This is a genomic window from Embleya sp. NPDC050154, assembly GCF_044460165.1.
Lineage (GTDB): Bacteria > Actinomycetota > Actinomycetes > Streptomycetales > Streptomycetaceae > Embleya.
This window is the reverse complement of sequence record NZ_JBITJP010000001.1, coordinates 23,066-48,123: the sequence shown is the minus strand read 5'-3', so window position 1 is coordinate 48,123 and position 25,058 is coordinate 23,066. Positions and strand designations below refer to the sequence as shown.

The window sequence follows — 25,058 nt, the reverse complement described above, 5'->3', positions numbered from 1 at the left end:
TATTGTCAACGACGCCGCCACGCCCCACCTCACGCGCTGCCCACCCACGCCTCGGCGCCGAAGGTCGCCTTCACCTCGGAGGCGATGCCCGCCGCGTGCACCGTGGCCGCCAGGGCGTACACGGTGGTCTTGTGCACGCCGCGCACGGTGAGGTGGACCGGGCTGTCGCCCGGATGGGCGGCGAGGATGCGCTTCAGCTCGGCCACCGCGTGCTCGGTGACCCGGTGCTCGGGCAGCGCGAGCCGCACGGGAGGTCGCCCGCCGTGCTCGGCGGAGGACACGTCCAGCACCGTCACCTCCCGGCCGAAGACGTTCACGGTCCCCTCCCGGTCCTCGACCCTGCCCTTGACCGAGACGACGTGGTCCTCGACCAGCGTGTGCTGCACGAGTCGATAGGCGGCCGGGAAGAACAGGACCTCGACGGTCGCGTCCCGGTCCGCGAGGTTCGCGATGGCCCACGCGTTGCCCTGTCTGGTCATCTTGAGCTGGACACCGGTGATCAGCCCGGACAGCCGTACCTCCCCGGTGGTGCGCTCGGAGGCGAGCAGTTCGGCGATCGAGCAGTCACGCGCGCCGGAGAGGATGTGTTCGGCGCCGTCCAGCGGGTGGGCGGAGACGTACAGACCCAACATCTCGCGTTCGCCGGCCAGCAGTTGCCTGCGCGGCCACTCCGCGTCGTCGACGGGGAAGTCGAGGCCGAAGGCCGGCCCCGTGCTCGCGTCCCCTCCCGGGTCGGCGAAGAGATCCTCCTGCCCGAACCCGGCCGCGCGCTTGACCGGGATGATCGCGTCGATCGCCTCCTCGTGGACGGCGGTCAGGCCCTTGCGCGAATGACCCAGCGAATCGAAGGTGCCGGCCTTGATCAGCGACTCCACCGCCCGCTTGTTGAGCGCGGGCAGGTCGGCCTTGGCCAGGAAGTCGGCGAACGAGGCGAACTTCCCCTTCCGCCGACGTGCGTCCACGACGGCCTCGATGACGTTGTCGCCCACGTTGCGCACGGACCGCAGCCCGAACCGCACGTCCTCGCCGACGGCGGTGAACTCCGCGACGGACTCGTTGACATCGGGTTGCAGGACGCGAACGCCGTTCTTGCGGGCATCGGCGAGGTAGACCGCCGCCTTGTCCTTGTCGTCGCCGACGGAGGTGAGCAGCGCGGCCATGTACTCGGCCGGGTGGTTGGCCTTGAGGTAGGCGGTCCAGTACGAGACGAGACCGTAGCCGGCGGTGTGCGACTTGTTGAACGCGTACCCGGAGAACGGCAGCATGACGTCCCACAGCGCCCTGATCGCCTCCTCGCCGAAGCCGTTGGCCCGCATCCCGTCGTGGAACCTGTCCCACTCCGCGGCCAGCACCTCCGGCTTCTTCTTGCCCATCGCGCGCCGCAGCAGGTCGGCGCCGCCGAGCGTGTAGCCGGCCAACTCCCGGGCGATGGCCATGATCTGCTCCTGGTAGACGAGCAGATGGAAGGTGTTCCCCAGGATCGGCTCCAGCGCCTCGCGCAGTTCCGGGTGGATCGGGGTGATCGCCTGGCGACCGGTCTTGCGATGCGCGTAGTTGGTGTGCGCGTTCGCCGCCATCGGGCCGGGCCGGTACAGGGCGTTGACCGCCGCGATGTCCTCGAACCGGGTGGGTTCCATCTGCCTGAGCAGCACGCGCATGCCGCCGCCGTCGAGCTGGAAGACCCCGAACGTGTTGCCCTCCGCGAGCAGTCGGTACGTCCTGGCGTCGTCCAACGGGATCACGACGGTCGCGGGGTCGCCGTCCATCGGGTCCACGGTGGCCAGCGCGATGCCCCGGTTCTCCCGGACGTTCTCGATGGCCTGGTCGATCACGCCCAGGTTCCGCAATCCCAGGAAGTCCATCTTGATCAGCCCCATCGCCTCACACGAGGGGTAGTCGAACCCGGTGATCCGCACCCCGTCCGAGGCGCGCATGTGCAGCGGGATGCGGTCGGTGAGCCGGGTCTTGGACAGGATCACCGCGGCGGCGTGCACTCCGGTGCCGCGGATCAGGCCCTCCACCCCGCGGGCGGTGTCGATCACCCGCCGCACGTCCTGCTCTTCCTCGTACATCCGCCGCAGCTCGCCGGCCTCGGCGTACCGCTCGTGCGCCGCGTCGAAGACGGCGGCCAGCGGAGCGGACTTGCCGTTGTTGTCCGGCGGGAGCGCCTTGGTGATGCGCTCGCCGTGCGCGTACGGATAACCCAGGATGCGCGAGGAGTCCTTGATCGCGTTCTTGGCCTTGATCCGGCCGAACGTGTTCACCATGGCGGTGTACTCGTCGCCGTACTTCTCGGTGACGTAGCGCACCATGCGGTCGCGCCGGCGGTCGTCGAAGTCGAGGTCCACGTCGGGCGGGTTGATCCGCTCGGGGTTGAGGAACCGCTCGAACAGCAGGCCGTGTTCCAGCGGGCACAGCTCGGTGATGCGCGTGGCATAGGCCACGATCGAGCCGGTGGCCGAGCCGCGTCCGGGACCGAGCGGGATCCGGTTCTCCCGGGCGTGCCGGCAGATGTCCGCCACGACCAGGAAGTACGAGCTGAAGCCCATCGGGCCGATGACCGACATCTCGGTCTCGAAGCGGTCCAGCACATGCTCGGGGACGGGGTCGCCGTAGCGCAGGGTCAGGCCCGCCAGGACCTCCTTGCGCAGCCACGACTCCTGGCTCTCGCCCGCCGGCACGTCCGGAAAGTGCGGCATCTCGTCGACGTAGTCGAAGACGTCCTCGTAGGACTCGACGCGCTCGGCGATCAGCAGGGTGTTGTCGCAGGCCTGGGGCAGCTCCGCGAACAGGGCGCGCATCTCGGCGGCGGTCCTGAGGTGGTAGCCGGAGCCGTCGAAGCGGAATCGCCGGGGATCGTCCTTGTTCTTGCCGACACCGATGCACAGCAGGCTGTCGTGCGCGTCGGCCTGGTCCTCGGTGACGTAGTGCGCGTCGTTGGTGGCCAGGAGCGGGAGGTCCAACTCCCGGGCCAGGCGCAGCAGGCCGTCGCGGACATCGCGCTCGATGGCCAGGCCGTGGTCCATCAACTCCAGGAAGTAGTTCTCCCGGCCGAAGATGTCCCGGTAGGCCGCGGCGGCGGCCCTCGCCTCGTCGTACTGGTTCAGCCGCAGTCGGGTCTGGACCTCGCCGGACGGACAGCCGGTGGTGGCGATGATGCCGTCCGGCCGTTCGGCGATCAACTCCCGGTCCATCCGCGGCTTGCCGGCCGGGAACTGGCCCTGGTAGCCGGCCTGGGTGCTGAGCCGGAACAGATTGCGCAGGCCCTGGACGTTGCGCGCCCACATGGTCATGTGCGTGAACCGGCCGCCACCGGAGACGTCCTTGGAACCCTCGCCGTCGTTGCGCGCGCGTCGGCCGCCCGGCCCCCAGAACTCCTGCCTCCGGGAGAACCGCGAGGACGGCGCCACGTACGCCTCGATGCCGATGATCGGTTTGACGCCCTCGAAGCCCTTCGCGACCTGCGCGAACTCGTAGGCACCGAACATGTTGCCGTGGTCGCTCATGGCGATCGCGGGCATCCGCTGCCGGGCCACCTCGGCGAACATCGGCTTCAGCTTCTGTGCGCCGTCCAGCATCGAGTACTCGGTGTGGTTGTGCAGGTGGACGAAGGAATCGGGCATGCGTGAGTCATCTCCGAGGGCGAGGGGGCGGGCGCCATCCGCGAAACCGAGCGTTGACCGGAGACATCCAATCGGGCATCGCGCAGGGGGATCAAACAACCATCTCGCCCATTGCCTACAACCCTTGGTTGTGTCCCTAGGATGTGCGGCGTGGACCCCATCGCCGTGCGCACCTTCGTCGCCGCCGTGGACGCGGGGCAGTTCCAGACCGCCGCCGCCCGGCTGTCGATCACCCAGCAGGCCGTCTCCAAGCGCATCGCCGCGCTGGAGCGGGAACTCGGGGTGCGGCTGTTCGTGCGCACCGCGCGCGGGGCCCGATTGACCATCGACGGCCAGGTGTTCCTGCCGCACGCGCGGGCCCTGCTCCTGGCCGAGGAGCGGGCCGCGGCCTCCGTACGTCCGGGCCGGCGCATGTTGCGGGTGGACGTGGTCGGCCGACGGGCCGCGCCGGCCGGTCTGCTGCGCGGCTTCCACCGCGCGCACCCGGACATCGGGCTCGACGTGGTGACCCTGTTCGGTGCCGACGCGGCCGTCGACGCCGTGCGGTCCGGTGCCATCGACGCGACCTTCCGCGCGGTCACCATGCCCGGGCGACAACTGCCGGACGGCGTCGAGGCCACCCCGGTCCTGGACGAGCCGCTGCGGCTGTTCACCGGTCCCGACCACGAGTTCGCCACGGCGACGGCGGTCGAACTCGGCCGGCTCGCCGGACACCGAATCTGGATGCCGAGCAACACCCGCGGCACCGAGTGGGCCGCCTACTACGACGAACTCGCCGCCGCGTTCGGGTTCACCATCGACACGGTCGGCCCCGACTTCGGCCTCGAGGCGCTGCTCGACACGATCGCCGACTCCTCGACCCTGGCCACCTTCCTCAGCGAGCGCACGCCGCTGGTCTGGCCCGTCGGGCACGATCTGCGGCTCATCCCGCTGCGCGATCCGATCCCGGTCTATCCGCACTCGTTGGTCTGCCGCGCCGACAACCCGCACCCCGCGCTGAGCACGCTCCGCGAGTACCTCGCCGGCCTGAAACCCGAACGCCTCGACTCCCAGGTCTGGACACCGACCTGGGCCCGGCGCCGCAGCCGGGCGCGCCGGCCGGACGGCGGCAGCGGCGGCCGTGCCGCCGGCCCGGTGAGGCATGTGGGCGGAGCCGGCATCTAGTGTCCCGACCCGCGCGTCCGCGACCCGTACGGTCGTGCCGACCGGGTCCTGTGGGCGCCGATCGTGGCCGGTGGGCACCGGCCGGTCGATCTCCCGGTCGGGGTCAGCGTTCGAGCCGGCTCAGTTCCGTCTCGATCGCCTCGGTGAGGAGGTCCCGGGCGTGCGATATCGGGAGGATCCCGGCCAGCCAGCGGCCGCTGAGGCCTTCGAGGAGGGCGGTCAGGCGCTCGGCGGCGGCCCGGGCCGCCCGCGGGGGCGCGCTCGGGACGGCCTCGGCGATCAGGTCGCCGATCTCGACCGACCACTCCGCGGTCGCGTTCGCCAGGTCGGTCCGGAGGGATTCGTCGAACACTGCACTGGCGCACAGTTCGTTCCACGCGGTGCTGTTCTCCCGGACGATCGGGTCGTCCTGCAACTCCAGCAGCAGCCGGTGGCTCAGCTCGGCGCGCGCCGGCATCGGTGCCGCGCCCGGCTCCCGCTCGGTCGTGTACCGGTCGGCGCGGTCGTTGATGAAGCCCAGGGTGGCCCGCAGGACTCCCGTACGGTCCTTGAAGTGGTAGTAGATCAGGCCCGTCGAAACGCCGGCTTCGGCCGCCAACTCCTCGACGCGCAGCCCTCGTACCCCCCGGCGTGCGATGACGCGTGCGGCGGCTTCCATGATCGTGATGTGACGGTCGGACACAAATCGACACCCTAGCGCGTGTCCTCATTTCCCCATCCGACCCTCGCCAGGACATCCGGGAGGCGCCGGTCACGATCGCCACCGCGTCACGATCGAGACCGGCCGCGAGCGATCGTGGTCGGACAGGAAACGCGAGCCGTACAGCAAACTGTCGCCCAAACGAATCAACCGGTTACCGGGTGTCGTGTGTGCCGTGGGGCGGGGTAGCTATCGAGATGCTCGACGGGCAACCACGGGACGTCGATGTCGACTGGGGGGCGAACATGATCCGGGTTCTATTGGTGCACGACACGGAGCTGATCCGTTCGGCGCTCGCCGCGCTGCTCGATCGGGAGGAGGACATCGAAGTGGAGGCGGAGAGTTGGGACGGGGCCGCTCGACGGGCGCGATCCCAACTTCCGCACGTGTGCGTGGTGGACGTGGACTGTCCGGGGGCCTCGCTGTTACCGATGCGGCCGGTCGACCCGGACTGCGCGCTCCTGGTCCTGGCCACCACCGCCCGGCCCGGCAGTCTGTGCCGGGCGGCCGAGGCCAAGGCCCTCGGCTTCGTGGACAAGGACGCCCAACCACCGCAACTACCACGTGCGATAAGACTGGTGGCCGCCGGTCGGCGCTACGTGGACGGCTCGCTCGCGCTCGACCTGTTGCAGGCCGCGACCGCGCCGCTGACCCCGCGCGAGCTGCGCGTACTCTCACTTGCCGCCGAAGGGGCCTCGGCCCCGGAGATCGCCCGCAACTTGCGGCTGAGCATCGGCACGGTGCGCAACTACATGTCCGCGATCACCCGAAAGACGGGTGCGCGCAACCGGATCGACGCGATCCGGATCTCACAGGACGCGGGCTGGGTTTAGACCGGCCCGGTCGGATTCGGGCACCGCGCCGGAGCCCGGGTTCGACCGCACTCGGCGTGCGGGTATCCGCACGGACGCCCCGCCGAGACCGCGATCCGGACGCTGTTCGACTCGGATCCGTTCGACTCGGATGCGTTCCCCGCAGGACCGTTTCCCTCGGATGCATTCCGCCGGGATCCGCCGTGTCCGGATTCGCCGCCTTCGGATCCGCCGCATCGGTCGCGTCCGGGGATCCGTTCCGCTCAGATGCGTTCGGCATGCCAGTGTCCGACCAGATCGCGGTAGAGCGGTGAGCGGTCCAGGAGTTCGCGATGGGTGCCACACACCGCGTGTGCGCCGTCCAGGACCAGGATGCGATCGGCGCGGCGGGCCGACGTGATCCGGTGGGCCACCACGATCAGCGTCCCGGGCCGGGCGGCGAAGGCCCGTTCGGCCCGCTCCTCGGCGATCGGGTCCAGATGACAGGTCGCCTCGTCCAACAACACCAGCGGGGCCGGCGACAGATGTGCCCGGCCCAGCGCGATCAACTGGCGCTCGCCCTGGGACAGGGACGCGGGGTCCACGAGCGCGTCCAGGCCGCCCAGTCGACGAACCAGCGGAAGCAGGCCGACCGCTTCCGCCGAGGCGGTCAGCGCCGCGTCCTCGGCGCCGTCCGGGCACAGGTACAGCAGGTTCTCCCGCACGCTGCCGGTGAACACGTACGCCTGCTGCGGGATGAGTACCCGCAGCCGGGACGGATCGCCGCCGACCGGACGCACCGAGCGACCCCCGACGCGCACCTCGCCCCGGTCCGGGGCCAGTAGAGCGGCGACCAGCGCGACCAGCGTCGACTTGCCGATCCCGCTCGGGCCGACCACCACGACGTGTTCGCCGGACTCGATGCTCAGATCGAGGTCGCGCAGGACCGGCTGCGCGTTCGGCCCGTAGGCGAAGGTCACCCCGCGCAGCTCCACCCGGGGTGGCCCATCCGCGTCCGGGACCGCCCGCGCGGCCGGCGCCGGAGGGTTCGCGGGGGGCTCGGTGAGCCGGTCGAGCACCACCAGGAGCCGGGTGCCGGCCGCGCCGAGCGCGTTCATCAAGGTGTGCAGGGCGGGCAACAACGACTGGGTCAGGTAGGTCAGCGCGCCGAGCAGGGCCCCGGCGGTCAGTCCTCGGCCCAGCAACCACGGGGTGCTGATCAGCAACAACAACACCGGAAGTTGCCCGGCCACCGCCAGGGCCAGGGCCCGGGCGGCGGCCCAGCGGGCGAGCGAGCGCGCCGCCCGGGCCTCGGCCTCGATCAGCGTGTGGGTCCGGGCCGCGACCGGCTCGCGAGCGCCCGCCGCGAGCACGTCGCGCAGGCCCTCCGCGACCTCGCCGAGGCGCGTCGACAGTGCCTCGTCGGCGTCCAGGAAGGTGCGCTGCCGGGCCGCCATCGGCACCAGCGTGGCCACGAAGAGCAGCAGACCGAGCACCAGCGGCGGGCCCACCACGAGCAGCAACTCCGGCGCCAGCGCGCCCAGTCCGATCAGCGCGCCGAGCGCGGTGAAGACGAACGAACGGGCCACCAGGACCAGTCCGGCGAAGCTGTCCCGGGCGATCTCGGTCTGATTGGTCAACCGGGACACCACCGCACTGTCCGACCCGCGGGAGGGCGCCGCGATCGCATCGCCCAGCGCCCGTGCCGCCACGCGCCGCACCAGACCGTCGCGCAACGGCTCGACCAGATCCGCCAGACCGCGAAAGATCCCACCCGTGGCCAGGCCGCCGAGCACGATCGCCGCCGCCGCGACCGCCAGCCAGACCAGGCCGAGCGCGGTATTCCCGGCCAGGAACCCCTGATCGACGGCCATCGCCACGCCGTAACCGACCAGGAACGTCTGCGCCGCCTCCAGCAGCGACCAGGCCGCGAGCCGGGCCACCACCAGCCGCCGTCGGCTCACGAACCGCCGAGCCAGGGCCCACACGCGAGACCGTTCGCCCCTCATGCGCGGTCCCCGTCGGGCCCGGTCGCGTCGACCCGTTCGCCGGAAGTCCGCCCCACCGCGTCCGGATTCGCCGCAGCCGGATTCGCGAACACCGCCCGGTAGTCCGGGTCCTCCCACAACAGTTCGTGCGTTCCGATCGCCCGCACCCGGCCGCCGGCCAACCACACGACCCGGTCCGCCCGGGCGGCCGAGGAGGCCCGGTGGGCGACCAGCAGCCGGGTGCCCGCGCGCACGTCTCGGACCAGCGCCCGGCCGACCCGCAGTTCGGTGACGCTGTCCAGACTGGATGTGGCGTCGTCCAGCACGAGAAGTCGACCGGCGTGCGCGAAGGCCCGGGCCAGACCGAGGCGTTGCAGTTCGCCGCCGGACAGTGGCGCGGTGCCCAGGGGCTCCGCGTATCCGGCCGGCAACAACCGGATGAAGGTATCGGCCCCGGCCGCCTCGGCGGCGGCCTCGATCTCGACGGCGGATGGCGCGTACGGCCCGAAGCCGATGCCTTCGCCGATCGTGTCGCCGAACAGCGCCGGTCGCTCGAACGCGTAGCCGACCTCCCGGCGCAGCAGCTCCGGTTCGATCTCGGTCAGCGGCACCCCGTCCAGCAGCACCGTGCCCGCGTCCGCGTCGGTCAGCCGTCCGGCCACCGCGGCGAGCACGGACTTGCCCGCGCCGGAGTGGCCGACCACGGCCATCGTGCTCCCGCCGGGCACGACCAGGTCGACGCCGCGCAGCACCGGTGTCCCGCCGCGTACGACGGTGACCCCGCGCAGTTCCAACCGGCCCGGGCCCCCCGGCGGCAGGTCGCGGTCGCCGGAGCACAGCGCGGGTACGGCGAGCAACTCGGCGATCCGGCCGGCGGCGGCGCGGCTGCGCACGAGCGAGTCGAGGGCGCCGACGGCGGCGCCCAGACCGGCGGCGAGCACCGCGTAGCGTGACGCGGCGAGCAACTCGCCGACGCTCAACTCGCCCTGGGCCAATCGCGTTCCGCCCATGGCGAGGACCGCCGTGGTGAGCAGCGGCACCAGCACGCCGGTGCCGGCCATGGCGCGCCCGTAGACCTGCCACATCCGGCGCCCCTGCGCGCTCAGTTCGGGCAACGGGGCCAGGATTCGATCGAGCTCGCGCCGTGAGCCGCCGGCCGCGGCGACCGAGCGGGCGCCGCCGAGGGCCTCGACCAGGCGGGTGGCGATCTCGGCCTGGACGCGCTGATAGTGCGACACGCTGTCCGAGGAGCCGCGGACGAAGACCCGCAACAACCAGAGCAGCAGCGGTACACCGGCCAGGAACACCGCGAGCAGGCGCAGGTCGATCAGCGCGAGCGCGACCAGTCCGCCGAGCGGCACACACAGCGCGGCCAGTCCGTTCGCCGCGGTGGTGGGCGCGGTGCTCGCCTCGGCGACGTTGCCGGTCAGCCGGGTGACCAGGTCGCCGGGTGTGCAGCGGGCGGCGGCGCGATGGGGGGCCAGGGTCAGCAGATGGTCGACGCCCCGGCGGCGCAACCAGGCGGCGGTACGCGCCCCCGTGACCCCGCCGAGCAGGGTCTCCAGGGTGTCGAAGACGACCCCGGCGACGATCAGGAGCACGCACAGGGTGACCGCGCCGCGCTGCCCGGGGGCGTCGTCGAGCAGCAGGTCGAGGGTGTGGCCGAGGACGGCGGGCAGTGCGATCGCGACACCGGCGGAGCCCGCGCCGCAGACGAACCCGGCCGAGGTGCGGCCCGCGCTGTGCCGCAGCGCGCCGGCCAAGAGCCGCCCGGTACCGGGGTACGCGGGCGGCGGCGGGTCGGGGGTCCGGCGCGAGTCGGCCATGCTGGTGCGGTTCCTCGCCTTCGGGAGAGGGGTACGGCATGGGCAGGTCCCGGGCGGAATGCCGCCGCCCGGGACCGCGGTGCCCTCGTCACCTCGGGGTACTCACCCCTGGGTGCGGGTGCGTCAGTGGCAGGTGATCAGGCTCAGGCTGCTGTTGCCGCAGAGCAGGACGCTGAGGTAGCTGCCGCCACCGCCGCCACCGCCGCCACCGTTCAGCTCAACCTCTTCGGTCTCCATCGTCTGCAGGTCGAGAAGTGCCATGGTGTTGTTTCCCTTCGGTTGTCGTACTCGATGGTTCGAGATGGTGCGCCGGCCCCGTGCGGGGCCGGTCTTGCCTCGATCCCGCAAGGGATCGGCTTCAGGGCCGCCGGGTCGGCGGCGGGAGGAAGGGCAGGTGCACGGGTCGGTCGTGCAGCGCGCTGCCCAATGCGAGCAGGCAACCGGCGGTGCCGGTGCTCAGGTCCATCGACAGCCGCATCATCTGCTCGCCGGCGAAGGCCAGTTCCCCCCGATAGGGGAGCGCCCCCCAGGCCAGCGAGTCGATCTGGCGGCGGATGTCGCCCGGTTCGACGCCGGGTCCGTCGGTGGTGGTACGGCTCAGGTGCAGAACCATGCCCGCCGCGCCGCGGAACAGTCCGGGTTGGGCGTAGAACCTGGCCTGCGCGGCCCGGACGATCTCGCCTCGGGCGGCCTCGAACTCGGCGTCGGCACGATGCGCGAGGTAGTCGTCGAGCACCATGCCGATGCCGACGCTGCCGGCCCCGAGGTAGGGCATCGTCCGTCGACCCTCGTCGACCTGGAGGGTACCGCCGACGGCGACCACACAGCGGGCCAGATCACGGCGCAGCGCCTCCGCGGCGGCTTCCAACAGATCCGGCTCGCCCACGCGTTCGTACAGCCGCAGGTACAACAGCGCACTTCCGGCGGCGCCGTACAGCAGCCCGGCCCGGGTCGGTGCGGGTTCGCTGCGGGTCCGCTCGGCCAGCTCCTCGGCGCACGCGAACGCGTGGGCTTGCAGAGCGTGTTCGCCGGTGGAGGCAGCGAGCGCGTCGAGCGCCAGGCCCAGGCCGGCCAGGCCGCTGTGCAGATCGCGGGCCAGCGTGCGTCGGTCCTGGGCGAGGATCAGGTCGACCAGTTCCAGGGCCTGTTCGCGATGACCGAGTCGGTCCAGCGTCCAGGCCACTCCGGCCAGGCCGTCGTAGAACCCGATCGGCGTGCCGGACCGCGGGTTCTTGGCGGCGCGCAGCAGCCATTCCTCGCCCTCCGGACAGGCCGCGGCGCCGGTCTCGGCCAGCGCGTACAGCACCCCGGCCGCGCCGTGTGCGAAGCACGCGCCTCCGCCCGGAATGGCGAACTGCGCGATGTCGCCCGGGAAACAGCGGTCCTCGCGATCCGGGGTGGCCGACGCCCGGATCGCCCGCGCCATCGAATCGCGGCTCTGCGGCCAGTTCGCGGGAGTCACCGGAAGGTAGTCGTGCGTCGACCCCGTCCCGCGCGACACCGCCGGCACCGCGAGCCCGGCCTCGCCGGCGGGCCCGTCCGGGTGCGGGTCGCGCAGGATCTCCTCGACCGCGGAGTCCAACCAGCCCTCGGGGATCGGGAATTCCGCCATGGCGATCCGGACCAGGTGCCGGGCCTTGCCCCGATCCACGGTGAACAGGCTGGTCAGCGGTAGGAACAGGGCGATGCGCAGGCACGCGAGCGCGTACCGGTCCACATCCGCGCCGCGCCGGTCGGCGGGAGCCAAAAAACCCGGGTTGGCGACCACTTGCCGGCGGGTCTCGTCGTCGACCGTGGCGGCCTCGAAGTCGAGCAGCGTCACCGAGCTCTCGTCCTCGGACATCATGATGTTGAACAGGTGCAGGTCGTTGAACACCACACCGCGTGCGTGGATCTCCGCCACGGCGTTCTCGACCAGCCCGTACACCCGCATCGCCCACTGTGTGTACTCGGCGAGGCGCTCGGGCGAGGGATCCGTCTCGATCAGCGGGTGGCGGTGCGCGAAGAAGGTGTTCAGCGGGCTGCCCTGGACGAACTCCAGGACCAGGAAGTGATGATCGCCGAGGGTGAACCAGTCATGTACCTCGGGCGTGCACACGAGCCCGCTCAGCCGGCGCAGGGCGTCGCGTTCGCGCTCCAGGCGGGTGACCGCGTCCGCGCCGTCCGCGCCGAGTCCGGCGTAGGGGCGGGCCTCCTTGAGCACGACCTGCTCGTCGGTGCGCAGGTCCCGGCCGATGTAGACGCCGCCGCCATTGGAGAAGTGCAGCGCGCGCTCGATCCGGTAAGGGAGTTCACCGACGGTGGTGGCGGTACGGGCGGCCAGGTGCGGGGCCAGGAAGGCGGGCAGGGTGAGCCACGAGGGTACGTGGAAGGTGGGTTCCCTGCGGTCCGGGACCAGGGTGCCGGTGTCGTCCTCGATCGCGGGGCACAACACGCCGTTCGCGTCGTGACACGTGCGGTCGGCGAAGCTGCCGTAGCGCACGAACACCGGGCCCTCGCCCCAGCGCAGATCGCTGAGGATGTACGGCCCCGGTTCGCCGGCCAGCAGCGCGGCCAGGTCCGTCGCGACGACCCGACACTGCTCGTCGTCGGCCGGGTAGACGGTGACGAACTTGCCGCTCGCGGCCCGATCGGCGTACTTGGCGTTGCGGGTGTGCAGCAGGTACGGACTCGGCATGCACTTGAAGGCGATGCCGCGCGGGACGCAGTGGTCCCAGATCGCGGCGAGCACCCTGTCGGCGTTGTCCAGGCACGCCGACACGTGGATCTTCCAACCCTGGTCGGGCAACCGGCAGTCCACCGGGCGGAACGCGAGCCAGTCGCCGGAGCGGTGGCGCAGCCAGCCGTCGGGGAGTTCACGACGGGCGGTCTCGTAGTGCGCCGCCGGGCCACCCTCGTCCGTGCGAAGGCGATGCGGCGCGTCGTAGAACTGCCGATCGGCGTCGCAGTAGGCCGCGTAGCCCTTGTTCATCGTGCTCCCTTCCCGGTGGCCGGGGTGCCGTGGGGAACACTGCCGGCGGGTGGGAGCGGCGGACAGTCGCAAACGTCACGAATCATCGGTGAGGAACGAATGCCTCCGGTCGTGAGGAACTCACGTTCGCGGCGGTCGAGTTGCCGGTCACCTGCGGCGGAGTACCGGACCGACGCACCGGCGTCGCCGGTGCGCGGTGCCGGTGAGGCACACACGAAAGCGCCGCGCCGTCGATGCACGATGCCGGTGAATCGCACGGAAGCGCCTGTGCGGTCGGTGCGCGGTGACGACGACGATGATGACGGCGAGCGTGGGCGCCCGTGCCCTCGGCACGTGGTGACGGCGCCGCGGACGGGCGCCCGCGCCGTCAGCGCGCGGTGACGGTGAAGCGCACCGGAGTGCCCGGAACCGCCTGGGCGGCGTGGGCGAGGTACTCCTCGGGGACCACGCCGATCACCGGATAGCCGCCGGTGACGGGGTGATCGGCCAGGAAGAGCACCGGGCGCCCGTCCGGGGGCACCTGAACCGCACCCAACACCATTCCCTCGCTGGGCAGTTCGTCGGTGCGTGCCCAGCTCAGCGCAGGTCCCTCGGTGCGCAGCCCGATCCGGTTGCTCGCCGACGCCACCGTGTAGCGCGCGGCTCCGAGCGAGGCGAGGGCGCCGGGAGTGAACCAGTCCTGCCGGGGGCCCGGGATCAGCGGCAGCACCAGTTCGGTGGGCGGCCCCGGCCGCCGCGAGACGTCCGCGCCCGCCGGAGTGGGTCCGGACGGCTCGCCCAGCGCGAGCACGTCGCCGTCGGCGAGCGGCGCCGGTCCCAGGCCGGACAGCAGGTCGGTGGAGCGGCTGCCCAGGATCGGTTCGACCGCCACCCCGCCGGCGAAGGCCAGATACCCGCGCAGCCCGGCGGTCGCGGGGCCGACGTCCAGCACGGCACCGGCCGGCACCCGGATCGCCGCGCCCCACGCGACCGGGCGGCCCTGTACCCGGACCGTGCAGGGTGCGCCGACCACCGCGGCCACGGTGGTCGTGCGCACCCGCACGGCGGTGCCGGTCAGCGTGGTCTCCAGGGTCGCCGCGCCGGACGGATTGCCGACCAGGCGGTTGGCATGGCGGTGCGCGGGCTGGTCCAGGGCCCCCGAGCGTGGCACACCCAGGTGCGCGAACCCGTCCCGGCCCAGGTCCTGAACGGTGGTCAGGGCCCCGGCCCGGACCACCTCGACGGCGCGCGCGTTCATCGCTCCACCGCCACGAAACGCACCCGGACGCCGGGCGCGAACAACGCGGCGGGCTCCCGGGCGGCGTCCCACAACACCGCGTCGGTGCTGCCGATCAACTGCCAGCCGCCGGGCGACGAGCGCGGGTACACGCCCGCGTACTCGCCGGCCAGCGCCAGCGAGCCGACCGGCACGGACGTGCGCGGGGTGGCCCGGCGGGCCAGGTGGTAGCGCTCGGGCAGGCCGGTCAGGTAGCCGAAACCGGGCGCGAAGCCGCAGAACGCGACGCGGAAGGTGATCCCGCCGACGATCTCGGGGACGCGTTCGACCGGCACCCGCCACAGGTCGGCCACCTCGGCCAGGTCGGGCCCGTCGTAGCGGACCGCGATCTCGATCCGGTCGCCCGCCTCGGCGGACAGCGGCGGGATCCGCCAGCCGGGCACGTCGACGGCCAGCGCGGCGGGGTCCGCGAGCCCGTCGAGCAGCACGGTGCGCGCGGCCGGGACGATCTCGCGTACCGCCGGCAGCGTGCCCGCGGCGCGTCGGCGAAGCAGCTCGGCGTGCAGCGCCTCGGCCCGGTCGGCCGTGTCCACCTCCAGGAGCAGCGCGTGTCGGCCCACCGGCAGGGCCCTCACGCGAACGGCTCCAGGGACACTCCGGCGGCCGACAGCGCGCGGCGGACCCGCAGCGCCAGCTCGGCCGCGCCCGGGGTGTCGCCGTGCAGGCACAACGACCGGGCCGAGACGGCGACCCGCTCTCCCGTGATGGCGACGACGGCGCCCTCACGCGCCATCGTCAACGAGCGGGACACGACCCGGTCGCCGTCCTGGACGACGGCACCGGGCTCCCCGCGCGGCACCAGGGTGCCCTGCGCGGTGTATGCGCGGTCCGCGAACGCCTCGGGTACGCAAGGCAGTCCGGCGGACTCGGCGGCTTCGAGCAGACGTGAGCCGGGCAGCCCCAGAACCGGCAGCGCACCACCGGCCAACAACACGCCGGCGACCACCGCGCCGGCCTGATCCCCGTCCCACACCGTGCGGTTGTACAACGCGCCATGCGGCTTGACATAGGCCACACGGGCTCCGGCGGCGCGCGCGAACACCTCCAACGCGCCGATCTGATAAGCCACTTCGGCGGCCAGCTCGGCGGCCGGCACGTCCATCGCGCGGCGGCCGAAACCGGCCAGGTCGCGGTAGGAGACCTGCGCGCCGATCCGCACACCGCGTTCGGCGGCCAGTTCGCACACCCGGCGCATGGTGACCGGATCCCCGGCGTGGAAACCGCATGCGACGTTGGCGCTGGTCACCGCGGACAGCAGCGCCTCGTCGTCGGTCAGCGTCCAGCGGCCGAAGCCCTCGCCCAGGTCGGCGTTGAGGTCGATCACGGTGTCACTCACGCGCCGTCCATTCGCATCGCCGCGCAGATCATCTCGCACGCGTCGTCCAGATACCGCTCCAGGACCACCGCCGCGCCGGGCGTGTCGCCGGCCGTGAGCAGGTCGACGATCTCCCGGTTGCGCCGCAGGAACGGCTCGTGCAGCGCGCGGGCCGAGGGCATGGCCAGGAAGGCCAGGCGCAGTTCGGCGATCAGCCGGGTCATGTACTCGTCCAGGCGCGGGCTGCCCGCGAGCGCGACCAGCGCCCGGTGGAAGCGCAGGTCGGCGGTGCCGACCTCGGGCCAGTCGCCGATCTCGGCCGCGGCCTCGCCGCCGGCGACCGCCGCGTGCAGCGTGGCGAGCCGTTCCGGGCCGGCCGACGCGGCTGCTCGCAGGCCGGTACCCTCCAGGGCCCGACGGACCGCGTAGATGTCGGTCACATCGTCGGGGTCGAGCATCCGGACGAAGACGCCGCGATTCATCTCGTGGACGACCAGGCGGCCGTCCACCAGCGTGCGGAACGCCTCGCGCAACGTGTTGCGGGAGACGCCGAGGGCCGCGCCCAGGGCCTGTTCGGACAGTCGGGTGCCGGGTGGCAGCGCGCCCTCGGCGATGCGATCCCGCAACACCTCGGCGACGCGTTGTGCGGTGCCGGCGCGTCCGAGCAGGTCGCGATCGGCGGCAAGGCGTCCGAGCGTGTCGTCGGCCGACGGCCGGGCGAGGTCGACGTCTTGGCCCATGTGGGGTCCCCCAGAATGCGACGAGCGGTGCGGGAGGAGTAGATCAAGTTCCCGTACCGTTCACAAGGTCTTGTGGGATTGTTCAACAATAGCTTAGCCTCCTCGGCACCTCCTCGTCCCCCTGTTCGAGGACCCGAGCGTGGAAGGCTGCGCAATGATTGTGCTCCTCGGCGTCCTACTGGTGATCGTAGGGTTCGCCACACGACGCAACCCCCTGCTGGTGGTCGGTGTCTCCGGCGTGGCCACCGGCCTGCTCGGTGACCTGTCACCGCGCGAAGTGCTCGCCGCCTTCGGCAACGGCTTCGCGTCCAGCCGGGGCGTGACGATCTTCGCGATCACGCTGCCGGTGATCGGCCTGCTGGAGCGCAACGGCCTCCAGGAGCAGGCCCGGACCCTGATCGCACGGTTCGGCAAGCTCACCACCGGGCGCTTCCTGGTGTTGTACCTGGGCCTGCGCCAAGTCACCGCCGCCGTCGGCCTGGTCAGCCTGGGCGGCCCGGCCCAGACGGTCCGGCCGCTGGTGGTTCCGATGGCCGAGGGCGCCGCCGAGCGCAGCCACGGCGCGCTCCCGGACAAGACGCGCGAGAAGATCCGTTCGCACGCCGCCGGCGCCGACAACGTCGGCCTGTTCTTCGGCGAGGACTGCTTCCTCGCGGTCGGCTCGATCCTGCTGATCACCGGCTTCGTGAACACCACCTACCACCAGCACATCGAGCCGCTGCACGTGGCGCTGTGGGCGATTCCCACCGCCGTCTTCGCGTTCCTCATCCACGGCGGACGACTGCTGCGGCTGGACCGCACGCTGGCCCGCGAGTTCGCGGCGGTGTCCGCCGCCGGGCCGCCCGCCGAGACCGCCGCCGTATCCGCCGCCGCAGGTTCCGCCGCCGGCACCGTCGCCGAGGGGAAGCTCAAGTGATCAAGGTCGAGTGGTTCTTCTGGCTCGTCGGCGCCGTCTTCCTGGTGATGGCCGCGCAGATGCTCGTGGACCGCAGCAATCCCAAGCGATTCGGCAGCGCCGCGTTCTGGGGCCTGCTCGGCGCGGGTTTCATCTACAGCACGCGGGTCGTGGAGAAGACCTCCCCGGCCGAACCGCTGGGCGTGGCCGTACTGGTGATGGTGTGTCTGGCCGGCTTCGGCTTCACCGGCAAGGGCACCGTGCACACCACCGACCGCGAGCAACGGGTGGCCATCGCCGCCCGACTCGGCAGCCGGATCTTCATCCCGGCACTGACCATCCCCGTGGTGGCGATGGTGTGCGCGGTGCTCGTGAAGAAGTGGCACATCGGTTCCGAACCGATCCTGCAAAAGGGCAGCGAGACCATCCTGGGCCTGGGAGTCGGCGCGATCGTCGCGCTCGTGGTGGGCATGCTCGTGGTCCGCGAGAAGCGGGTCAGCGTGCCGATCCACGAGGGCCGTTCGATGCTGGAGGCGATGGGTTGGGCCCTGCTGCTGCCGCAACTCCTGGCCACCCTCGGCTCGATATTCCAGGTCTCGGGGGTCGGCAAGCAGGTCGGCGTGATCACCTCGAAGGTGTTGCCGGACGGCAAGATCTACATCGCGGTGATCGTGTACTGCCTGGGCATGTTCCTGTTCACCACGATCATGGGCAACGCGTTCGCCGCGTTCCCGGTGATGACCGCGGCGGTCGGCTGGCCGGTGCTGGTGGTCGAGGGCGGCGGCGACCCGGCGGTGGTCCTCGCGCTGGGCATGCTCGCCGGCTTCTGCGGCACCCTGTGCACCCCGATGGCGGCCAACTTCAACATCGTTCCCGCGGCACTGCTGGGACTCAAGGACCAGTACGGACCGATCAAGGCGCAACTGCCCACGGCGGGCGCGCTGCTGGTCGTCAACATCGGCATCATGTCGGCATTCGCCTTCTGAGCCGACCGCACTCCGCCCCTCCACCCGCCCAGCCGTCCCAGGAGACAGCAGCCATGACCCGCGTACTCGTCACCGGATTCGACACCTTCGCCGGTGAGGCCACCAACCCCTCGTGGGAGGCGGTCCGCCTGCTCGCGGACCTGCCCGAACCGGGCCTGGAGGTCACGACGGTACGGCTGTCCTGCGTGTACGGGGTCGCGTTGGAGGAACTGCGGGCAGCCGTGGAGCGGGTCGATCCCGACCTGGTGCTGTGTGTGGGCCAGGCCGGCGGCCGGCCGGACGTCACCGTGGAACGCGTCGCGATCAACGTCGACGACGCGCGGATCCCGGACAACGCCGGCCGGCAGCCGATCGACGTCCCCATCGTCGAGGCCGGTCCCGCCGCGTACTTCGCCACGCTGCCGGTCAAGGCGTGCGTGGCCGCGGCCCGCGCGGTAGGGGTGCCCGCGTCGGTGTCGCAGACCGCGGGCACCTTCGTCTGCAACCACGTCTTCTACGGGCTGATGCACCTGCTCGCCACCGAACGCCCGACCACCCGGGGCGGCTTCGTGCACGTCCCGTACTCCTCCGACCAGGTCACCGAGCGTGCGGCCCCCTCCCTCCCGCTGCCCACGATCGCCGCCGGCCTGCGCGCCGTGATGACCACGGCCGTGACCCGCACCCAAGACATCACCGCCGCCGGCGGCGCCACCCACTGAATCCAGGCCGTCCGCTCAGGCGTCCGCGGCCGACCAGAACACCCCGACCTCGTCCTCGGCGACCACGACCGGTCCGACATCGCCGGCCACCGTCACCAGGCCGTTCGAGCAGCGCACGGGGTCGTGGTCGCGGGCCGCCAACGGGGTGGGGCTGTCGTTGGCGTAGTAGCGGGCGCGGCGACCGAAGCGGCCGAGCAGCGTCTCCGCGGCCTCGATCGCCCGCTCGTCGACACGGGCGACCGCCTCCCACGCGAGCGTCCTGAGGCACTCCGAAGCCGCGCGCCAACCCACCTCGTTCAATTGCGCCATCAGCGTGTGCCCGTCGGTGACGGTGAACTCGACCCAGTCGGTGACCAGATTCGCCCATCCGCGCGGGTCACCGTCGTACGTCACGGTCGCGAACCACGAGCGGGGGCCGCGTGCCCGCCGATCCGGCTCGGGCAACTCCGGGTTGTGTCGCCGCATCACCTCCGCGGCCACCCGCGCCCAACCCCGGTTGTCGGGCAGGTCCGCGACAGGGAACGGATACGTGTCCGCGAGCTCCAGCGCGGACGAGCGCCACGGACTCCGACGCGATCCCCGGGCCGCGACGCGAACCACCTTGAGGTGGTCCCGCAACTCGCCCGACGCGGCCTCCCAGGCCACGGCCTCCCGTGTCGTGCCGGCGCTCATGACCGCGAAACGATCACGACCCGGGACCTGTTCCCACCGGCGGCGCGCCCCGGTCGATACTGGTGATCGGTCATCGCGCTCGCTCCCGAAGCCGATGGCTCGAGGGTCCGGGCCGACCGCCGACGCGTCCCCGACCGGCATCGCACGCCGGATGCGGCCGTCGGGCACCGGGGCGGCATCGCGACAGGACCCGCCACCGCGCGTCGCGGTTCGGCGAAACCCGGGTCATCGACGAAGGACCCAAGCCGGGGGAACGGCCTCGAATCCCGACGCCGGAACGCCTCGCGGCGTCGGTGGTCACCCGTTCGGGTAGGCCGGCGCAGAGTTGTGCGAACCGCGCTCGCGGACCCGGTCTCGCGCGGAAACTCCGGGGCCGTGCGCGTGACACAGTGTAGCCGGCCGGCCTCGCCACGGCATTCTCGGCATGCGTGGGGTCGGACGCCCGGCTTGGCTGGAGGTCGCGAGCACGGCTGTCCCAGCGGTAGGTCGCTACCGCGTCCGGGCTCGCCGGAGGTTGCATCATGCGTTCGATGAACAGGCTTGCGGGCGCCGCGCTGCTCGGCACGAGCCTCGCGCTGGCCGCCCCGGCGGTCGGCCACGCCGCCCCCGCCCGGTCCCAGGTCAACCCGGCCGACTGCGCGAAGGCGGTCGCCGCCGCGGCGAAGGCCCAACTGCAGTACGACGCCGCGCTCGCGGAATACGGCAAGGACGCGGCCGCCGCCGGCGGGAAGCCCGACAGGTCCCGGCAGGAGCAACTCGACCGCGCCAAGCACGAGTTCGACGCCGCGGCATCGGCCGCCGCCAAGGCGTGCCCGAAGGTCGAGTCCGCCGGCGAGAAGAACGGTTCCGGCGAGAAGGCCGGCACCGGCGAGAGCGGCCACGACAAGGACCGCGCGGACTCCGCCGAGGATGCGCAAGGCGGCACCGGCGGGTACCAGGGCAGCCACGCCGCGGCTCCCTCGGGCAGCATGCACACCGGTGCCGGCGGGACCTCCACCGGCGCCGGCGGCAGCGAGATCGCACTCGGCGCCGGCCTGTTCGCGGCCGGCGCCGGCGTCCTCGTGCTGCATCGTCGTCGACGCGCGGGCGGCCGGATCTGAGCGGATCCTTCCCGGCCGCAGCGCCGCAGCGCCGCAGCACCGCAGCACCGCAACGCCGTAGTACCGCGTTCCCGCACCGCCCGACCACGGTCGCGCGGTGCGGGAACCGGGCGGAACATACCCACCAAGCGGGCGACTTCGGGCCGAGGCCGGTCGCCGGGCACAGTTGTTCGGGAGCATTCGTGGAACCTTCGGCGCCGGCCGACGCCGCACCCGAGCGCAAGCGCGGCAGGGGACCGGTGGGCGCCGCCGCAGCCGCGATGTGCCTGGGTCTCGTACTGATCGTCAACGGCACCGGGGCCGTCGACCCGCCGCCGCAGCCCGGCGAGGCCCGGGTCTATCCGGACCAGCCGCGCCCGGCGCCGCACGATCCGCCTCCGCTGGCCCCCCTGCCGACCGCGGCGCCGATCCGGGTGCGGATCCCGGCGATCTCGGTGGACGCCCCGCTGACCGGGCTGGCGCTCGAGGACGGCGGCCGACTCGCGGCCCCGCCGGTCGACGAGGGCAATCTCGCCGGCTGGTACCGCGAGGGCACCGCGCCGGGGGCCGGCGGCACCGCGATCATGGCCGGACACGTGGACACCCGGCAGGGTCCGGCGGTCTTCTACCACCTCGGCGAGCTGCGCCGGGGGAACACCGTCGAGGTCGATCGGGCCGACGGCGACACCGCGATCTTCACCATCGACGCCATCGAGGTCTATCGCGCCGAACGATTCCCCGATCGACGGGTCTACGGTGCCGCGAAAGGGGCGGAGTTGCGGCTGATCACGTGCGGGGCGGGCTTCGACGAGGTCGAACAGCGCTACCGGGGCAACGTGGTCGCGTTCGCCCACCTGACCGGCCGCCGCCCGGCCGACGCACCGGACGGATGACATGCCGCCGCCCCGCCGACCGGGTGGCCGTCGGGGCGGGCGAACAGCGTTGCGATTCGGATCAGTTGGCCGTACCCGCGGCGACGGCGAGCTTGTTCGTGTCCGCCTGGTCCGTGTCCGTGTCCGCGCCGGCGCGTCGGACCCGGACGCGTCGGACCTGGGCTCGCGCATCAGGATCAGGGCGAGTGCGGCGGCGGCCCGGAAGTCGGCGGCGCCGGCCCGGAAGCCGGGCGACATCGCGCTGGTGAAGGCCTCGCGGGCGGCGTCCGCCAACCCGTGGTCACCGGAGGCGACCAGGATCCGGCACGGGTCCGCGACGAGAACTTCGACGACGGCCTCCAGCGCGTGCCGGACGGCTTGGCCCTTCGGCTGGGCCAGGTCCTGTCCGGCGGATCCTGGTGGGTCCGCGCCGCCCGGCACCGCGCCTCGCCGCACCGGAGAAACAGCCGAAGAGAACCACTATGCGGCTGCTTCTCCGGCACGCCGATGCACGGCATCCGCCCTTCGGGCTCCTCGCTGCGCTCACGACGCGGCCCGATCCACCAGGATCCGCCGGACAGGGCCTGTCCGCACCGGCAGGTCCCGCGGTCCGGCCGCGGTCCCCGGTGGCGCATCATCGAATGCTCGGCCGGGTCCCGGCGCGCACCGGTACCCGGCTCGCGGCCGAGGCCGGGGATCGATGATCCCCGGCCTCGGCCGTGCCGTGCGCGTCGGTCAGTCCCGGTGCGAGCCCTTGACGTCGACGAAGATCGGGTTGCTGTAGAACCAGATGTCGCGCCACGGGTCGCCGTCGTTGTTCGGGTGCTGGATCGGCCCGGCAGGGTCGACCCGCGGACCGAACGGGCCGACGCCGTGCCGGTTTCCGTCGCTGCCCCGGAGCCGGATGTAGTACGGCTTGTTCCGGCGCGGCAGCTGCACCTTCAGGGTGTAGGTGCCGGTCCGGCCGGCCACGTCGATGCGCTTGCTCACGCGTGTGTCCGGGGCCTGCCACGAGTCGGCGTCGCGGGACTTGCCGGTGACGGTTCCGGTGATCACGTCCACATGCGCGAGTCGGGGAATCTCGCCGTGGTAGTTCGGCCGGCTCGCCGTGGTGACCCGGATGTAGAGCGTGGCGCCCCGGTTGGCCGCCAGCGGCAGCCGGCCGCCCAGGGTGACCGGCTCGGTGCGACCGTTGTCCGCGACCAGCCACACGTCCAGACCGTCCAGCAACTGGCCGTGGTCCACCCACACCCGCCCGGCGCGCAGGCCCGCCATCACGTCGCGGTAGCCGAAGCGCTCCACACCCACGTGGGTGCGGCTGAACTGCCCCGGCCAGAAGTCGCTGCCGGGCTGCGGGACCCCGGTGTCCACGGGCAGCGGCTTGGAGCCGAGATCGTCGAAGCCCTTGCCGGGCGGGTAGGCGCCGTCCGCGTAAGTGTCGAACATGGTGCGGTGGTTGTCCGAGTTCGAGGTGACCGACCACAGCCGGCCCTCGGCGAGCAACGCGTCCCACATGCCGCCGACCGTCGCGGTCATCCAGTCGAAGCCGCCGTGCGTGCGATAGCTCTCGATCGGGTACCTCGGCCAGCTCTGCGGCGACGGCGCGTTCTGGTACTCGCCGCGCTGGAAGCTGCCCGGCCCCGACTGCCCCTCGCGAAACTTCACCCATTCCGGGTCGGCGTTGGCCTGCGAACCGGGCGCGCCCTCGAAGCCGAGGAAGATCGACGGGTCCGCGTCCTGCCACGCGCGCAATTCGTGCGGGGAGACGATGCCCAGCCGGCTCGGGTGGTTGGCCAAAACCAGCACGTCGTCCACGTAGCCTTCGCGCCGACGCTGCCCGAGCCAGCGGATCGCCTCCACGGCCTTGGCCTCGTTTGCGGCGGTGGCCGGGTCGCCCACCGCGCCGACGTCGAACTTGTTCAGCTTCGCGTCGAACTTCAGCTCGAACTGCCGCAGCAGCTCCACCTCGTTGGCGCCGGGCGCGACCATCAGGGTGGCGTGCTCGGCGGCGGGCACGTACCACTCCAGGCCCTGGAAGATCAGGACCCGGGGGTTCTCCTTGCGTGCCTTGACGATCTCCTCGTGCTCGCGCTGGGCGCCGCCCGCGTTCGCGTGGCCGAAGTTGGCGTGCTCGGTGTAGACGATCCAGTCCAGGCCGAACTGGCGACCCTGCGCCGCCGACTGGGCGAAGCCGTACTTGGCGTCGTGGCTGTAGACGGTGTGCACGTGGTGGTCGCCCACCAGGTAGGCGTACTTGGCGGGCGGACCGTCGTGACCGGGACGCGAACTCGCCTGCACCCCGTCGTCGGACTCGGCCGCGGCGGCCGAGCCGGCGCCGACCGCACCGAGCGCCGACGCGCCCAGGAAACCGGCCCCGAACAGCCCCGCCCGACCGATCAGGCCGCGCCGGGACACGCCCTGCGCGTCGAGCCGGTCCTCGGCCACCTCCGGGTCGGCCCACTCGGGCAGTCGCACTGCGGGGTGATCGGGTTGGTTCGAGTGATCGGCGGTCGCCATGTGGGGTCCTTGCGGTCGGGGGCGTCGGGGGATGCCGCCGTGACGCTATGGGCCGCAGGTGGCGAACGGGCGACGAACATCCCGCGCGCACGTGACGGGCGGAATGATCTTCGGGTGCGCGTCCCCCGCGAGCCCGGGCCTTGCGACGAGACGGAGGGCCCCTGCTCGACGTCGCCGTGTTCCCTCCCCCGCACCGGGGCCCGTCTCACCCGGTCCGAACCAGCGAATCGGGTGTGTCGCCGGGACGCCGCCGCGACGCCGACCGGCCCCGCCCGTTCCGGCGCAGCAGCAGCTCGACCACGATCAGGTTGGGCACCCAGCACAGGAACGGGACCACCTTGTACGCGCTGTCGAAGTCGGTGAACGGGACCAGGATCACCAGCCACAGCCGCAACGTCACCGCCGCGTAGGTGAACGCGAAGGTCCGGTGCATCCACCAGCGGTGCTCCTCGACCGCGCCGCGCCGAATGGCCCGTACGGCCGCCAGCGCGCAGGTCGTCCACAACACCGCGAGCATGCCGAACCCGGCCGTGCCCACCGCGCCGGCGTAGCTCATCGGCGCGAGGGTCAGGCCGGCGACGCCGCCGACCACGATGCACGCCACCACCACCCGACCGCAGACCCGGTGCAGCCTCGGCGCGCGGGCCCGGGCACGGGCCGAGAGCTGTGCCGGGGACAACAGCAGGGCCACGGCGGCGGGCACGATGTGGGCGTAGAAGGCGGCGCGGACCCACGCGGGTCGGTCCGCGTAGTTCGCGGCGATGTCGCCGTCGTCCGCGGCCAGCTCGGCCAGTGAGGTGGTCAGGTAGGGCAGCGGCGCGAAGACCGCGATGGCCAGGGCCGTCAGGGCCAGCCACCAGACCCCCGCCGTGCGCCCTCGGGTCGAGTCGTGCGTCACCGCCGTCATGTCCGTGCGTCCTTTCGCTGCATGCCGGCAACGCTAGG

At 72.3% G+C, this 25,058-nt stretch carries 20 protein-coding genes; 7 read left to right on the top strand and 13 right to left on the bottom strand.

The window, feature by feature from the left end; all coding sequences use genetic code 11:
- Positions 1 to 29 precede the first annotated feature (29 nt).
- Positions 30 to 3,623: a DNA polymerase III subunit alpha gene (gene dnaE / locus ACIBSV_RS00205; protein ID WP_395858610.1), complete on the bottom strand. Its 3,594-nt coding sequence runs from the start codon at positions 3,621 to 3,623 to the stop codon at positions 30 to 32.
- A gap of 150 nt (positions 3,624 to 3,773) precedes the next feature.
- On the opposite strand from dnaE, the gene ACIBSV_RS00200 reads away from it, so the two are divergent.
- Positions 3,774 to 4,787, top strand: a complete 1,014-nt coding sequence (locus ACIBSV_RS00200; RefSeq protein WP_395858609.1) for a LysR family transcriptional regulator — start codon at positions 3,774 to 3,776, stop codon at positions 4,785 to 4,787.
- A gap of 103 nt (positions 4,788 to 4,890) precedes the next feature.
- On the opposite strand, the gene ACIBSV_RS00195 is transcribed toward ACIBSV_RS00200, so the two are convergent.
- Complete coding sequence (locus ACIBSV_RS00195; RefSeq protein WP_395858608.1) at positions 4,891 to 5,469, bottom strand: TetR/AcrR family transcriptional regulator; 579 nt, start codon at positions 5,467 to 5,469, stop codon at positions 4,891 to 4,893.
- Positions 5,470 to 5,732: 263 nt separating this feature from the next.
- On the opposite strand from ACIBSV_RS00195, the gene ACIBSV_RS00190 reads away from it, so the two are divergent.
- Positions 5,733 to 6,320, top strand: a complete 588-nt coding sequence (locus tag ACIBSV_RS00190; protein ID WP_395858607.1) for a LuxR C-terminal-related transcriptional regulator — start codon at positions 5,733 to 5,735, stop codon at positions 6,318 to 6,320.
- Positions 6,321 to 6,562: 242 nt separating this feature from the next.
- Here the strand turns inward: ACIBSV_RS00190 and ACIBSV_RS00185 are convergent, their stop codons facing one another.
- The 8 genes from ACIBSV_RS00185 to ACIBSV_RS00150 all read right to left on the bottom strand — a co-directional run bounded on the left by ACIBSV_RS00185 (position 6,563) and on the right by ACIBSV_RS00150 (position 16,394).
- Entirely contained in the window at positions 6,563 to 8,287 is a 1,725-nt protein-coding gene (locus ACIBSV_RS00185; RefSeq protein WP_395858606.1) for an ATP-binding cassette domain-containing protein, read from the bottom strand.
- Positions 8,284 to 10,092 (bottom strand): ABC transporter ATP-binding protein, encoded by a 1,809-nt coding sequence (locus ACIBSV_RS00180; protein ID WP_395858605.1) that lies wholly within the window; start codon positions 10,090 to 10,092, stop codon positions 8,284 to 8,286. Before ACIBSV_RS00180 ends, ACIBSV_RS00185 begins: the two co-directional genes overlap by 4 nt.
- A gap of 123 nt (positions 10,093 to 10,215) precedes the next feature.
- Complete coding sequence (locus ACIBSV_RS00175) at positions 10,216 to 10,353, bottom strand: SapB/AmfS family lanthipeptide (protein WP_395858604.1); 138 nt, start codon at positions 10,351 to 10,353, stop codon at positions 10,216 to 10,218.
- 97 nt (positions 10,354 to 10,450) lie between these two features.
- Entirely contained in the window at positions 10,451 to 13,063 is a 2,613-nt protein-coding gene (lanKC, locus tag ACIBSV_RS00170; RefSeq protein WP_395858603.1) for a class III lanthionine synthetase LanKC, read from the bottom strand.
- A gap of 367 nt (positions 13,064 to 13,430) precedes the next feature.
- Positions 13,431 to 14,300 carry a biotin-dependent carboxyltransferase family protein gene (locus tag ACIBSV_RS00165; protein ID WP_395858602.1) on the bottom strand — a complete coding sequence of 290 codons (870 nt, stop codon included), beginning with the start codon at positions 14,298 to 14,300 and terminating at the stop codon, positions 13,431 to 13,433.
- Positions 14,297 to 14,914 carry an allophanate hydrolase subunit 1 gene (locus tag ACIBSV_RS00160; RefSeq protein WP_395858601.1) on the bottom strand — a complete coding sequence of 206 codons (618 nt, stop codon included), beginning with the start codon at positions 14,912 to 14,914 and terminating at the stop codon, positions 14,297 to 14,299. The genes ACIBSV_RS00165 and ACIBSV_RS00160 overlap by 4 nt, the downstream gene beginning before the upstream one ends.
- Complete coding sequence (locus tag ACIBSV_RS00155; RefSeq protein ID WP_395858600.1) at positions 14,911 to 15,675, bottom strand: LamB/YcsF family protein; 765 nt, start codon at positions 15,673 to 15,675, stop codon at positions 14,911 to 14,913. Before ACIBSV_RS00155 ends, ACIBSV_RS00160 begins: the two co-directional genes overlap by 4 nt.
- Positions 15,672 to 16,394 carry a GntR family transcriptional regulator gene (locus ACIBSV_RS00150; protein ID WP_395858598.1) on the bottom strand — a complete coding sequence of 241 codons (723 nt, stop codon included), beginning with the start codon at positions 16,392 to 16,394 and terminating at the stop codon, positions 15,672 to 15,674. The genes ACIBSV_RS00155 and ACIBSV_RS00150 overlap by 4 nt, the downstream gene beginning before the upstream one ends.
- 154 nt (positions 16,395 to 16,548) lie before the next feature.
- Between ACIBSV_RS00150 and ACIBSV_RS00145 the strand changes: the two genes are divergently transcribed.
- Genes ACIBSV_RS00145 through pcp form a run of 3 tightly spaced genes read left to right on the top strand, consistent with a single transcriptional unit; the run spans position 16,549 to position 18,973 of the window.
- Positions 16,549 to 17,310 (top strand): DUF969 domain-containing protein, encoded by a 762-nt coding sequence (locus ACIBSV_RS00145; RefSeq protein ID WP_395858597.1) that lies wholly within the window; start codon positions 16,549 to 16,551, stop codon positions 17,308 to 17,310.
- Positions 17,307 to 18,275 (top strand): DUF979 domain-containing protein, encoded by a 969-nt coding sequence (locus ACIBSV_RS00140; RefSeq protein ID WP_395858596.1) that lies wholly within the window; start codon positions 17,307 to 17,309, stop codon positions 18,273 to 18,275. The genes ACIBSV_RS00145 and ACIBSV_RS00140 overlap by 4 nt, the downstream gene beginning before the upstream one ends.
- 53 nt (positions 18,276 to 18,328) lie before the next feature.
- Positions 18,329 to 18,973, top strand: coding sequence for a pyroglutamyl-peptidase I (gene pcp, locus ACIBSV_RS00135; protein WP_395858595.1), 645 nt, complete (start codon positions 18,329 to 18,331; stop codon positions 18,971 to 18,973).
- Positions 18,974 to 18,988: 15 nt separating this feature from the next.
- Here the strand turns inward: pcp and ACIBSV_RS00130 are convergent, their stop codons facing one another.
- Positions 18,989 to 19,645: a hypothetical protein gene (locus tag ACIBSV_RS00130; protein ID WP_395858594.1), complete on the bottom strand. Its 657-nt coding sequence runs from the start codon at positions 19,643 to 19,645 to the stop codon at positions 18,989 to 18,991.
- A 530-nt stretch (positions 19,646 to 20,175) separates the two neighbouring features.
- On the opposite strand from ACIBSV_RS00130, the gene ACIBSV_RS00125 reads away from it, so the two are divergent.
- A complete protein-coding gene (locus tag ACIBSV_RS00125; protein ID WP_395858593.1) occupies positions 20,176 to 20,745 on the top strand; it encodes a hypothetical protein in 570 nt (189 codons plus the stop codon).
- Positions 20,746 to 20,927: 182 nt separating this feature from the next.
- Positions 20,928 to 21,617: a class F sortase gene (locus tag ACIBSV_RS00120; protein WP_395858592.1), complete on the top strand. Its 690-nt coding sequence runs from the start codon at positions 20,928 to 20,930 to the stop codon at positions 21,615 to 21,617.
- 714 nt (positions 21,618 to 22,331) lie between these two features.
- Here the strand turns inward: ACIBSV_RS00120 and ACIBSV_RS00115 are convergent.
- On the bottom strand, positions 22,332 to 24,113 hold the full coding sequence (locus ACIBSV_RS00115) for a histidinol-phosphatase (RefSeq protein WP_395858591.1): 1,782 nt from the start codon (positions 24,111 to 24,113) through the stop codon (positions 22,332 to 22,334).
- Positions 24,114 to 24,318: 205 nt separating this feature from the next.
- Positions 24,319 to 25,020, bottom strand: coding sequence for a DUF2306 domain-containing protein (locus ACIBSV_RS00110; RefSeq protein WP_395858590.1), 702 nt, complete (start codon positions 25,018 to 25,020; stop codon positions 24,319 to 24,321).
- Positions 25,021 to 25,058: the final 38 nt, after the last annotated feature.

Excerpts from the sequence above, each read along its gene's own strand:
- dnaE (WP_395858610.1), bottom strand. The coding sequence starts at position 3,623 with ATGCCCGATTCCTTCGTCCACCTGCACAACCACACCGAGTACTCGATG.
- ACIBSV_RS00190 (WP_395858607.1), top strand. The coding sequence starts at position 5,733 with ATGATCCGGGTTCTATTGGTGCACGACACGGAGCTGATCCGTTCGGCG.
- ACIBSV_RS00185 (WP_395858606.1), bottom strand. The coding sequence starts at position 8,287 with ATGAGGGGCGAACGGTCTCGCGTGTGGGCCCTGGCTCGGCGGTTCGTG.
- ACIBSV_RS00180 (WP_395858605.1), bottom strand. The coding sequence starts at position 10,092 with ATGGCCGACTCGCGCCGGACCCCCGACCCGCCGCCGCCCGCGTACCCC.
- ACIBSV_RS00175 (WP_395858604.1), bottom strand. The coding sequence starts at position 10,353 with ATGGCACTTCTCGACCTGCAGACGATGGAGACCGAAGAGGTTGAGCTG.
- lanKC (WP_395858603.1), bottom strand. The coding sequence starts at position 13,063 with ATGAACAAGGGCTACGCGGCCTACTGCGACGCCGATCGGCAGTTCTAC.
- ACIBSV_RS00165 (WP_395858602.1), bottom strand. The coding sequence starts at position 14,300 with ATGAACGCGCGCGCCGTCGAGGTGGTCCGGGCCGGGGCCCTGACCACC.
- ACIBSV_RS00150 (WP_395858598.1), bottom strand. The coding sequence starts at position 16,394 with ATGGGCCAAGACGTCGACCTCGCCCGGCCGTCGGCCGACGACACGCTC.
- ACIBSV_RS00145 (WP_395858597.1), top strand. The coding sequence starts at position 16,549 with ATGATTGTGCTCCTCGGCGTCCTACTGGTGATCGTAGGGTTCGCCACA.
- pcp (WP_395858595.1), top strand. The coding sequence starts at position 18,329 with ATGACCCGCGTACTCGTCACCGGATTCGACACCTTCGCCGGTGAGGCC.
- ACIBSV_RS00130 (WP_395858594.1), bottom strand. The coding sequence starts at position 19,645 with ATGAGCGCCGGCACGACACGGGAGGCCGTGGCCTGGGAGGCCGCGTCG.
- ACIBSV_RS00125 (WP_395858593.1), top strand. The coding sequence starts at position 20,176 with ATGAACAGGCTTGCGGGCGCCGCGCTGCTCGGCACGAGCCTCGCGCTG.
- ACIBSV_RS00115 (WP_395858591.1), bottom strand. The coding sequence starts at position 24,113 with ATGGCGACCGCCGATCACTCGAACCAACCCGATCACCCCGCAGTGCGA.
- ACIBSV_RS00110 (WP_395858590.1), bottom strand. The coding sequence starts at position 25,020 with ATGACGGCGGTGACGCACGACTCGACCCGAGGGCGCACGGCGGGGGTC.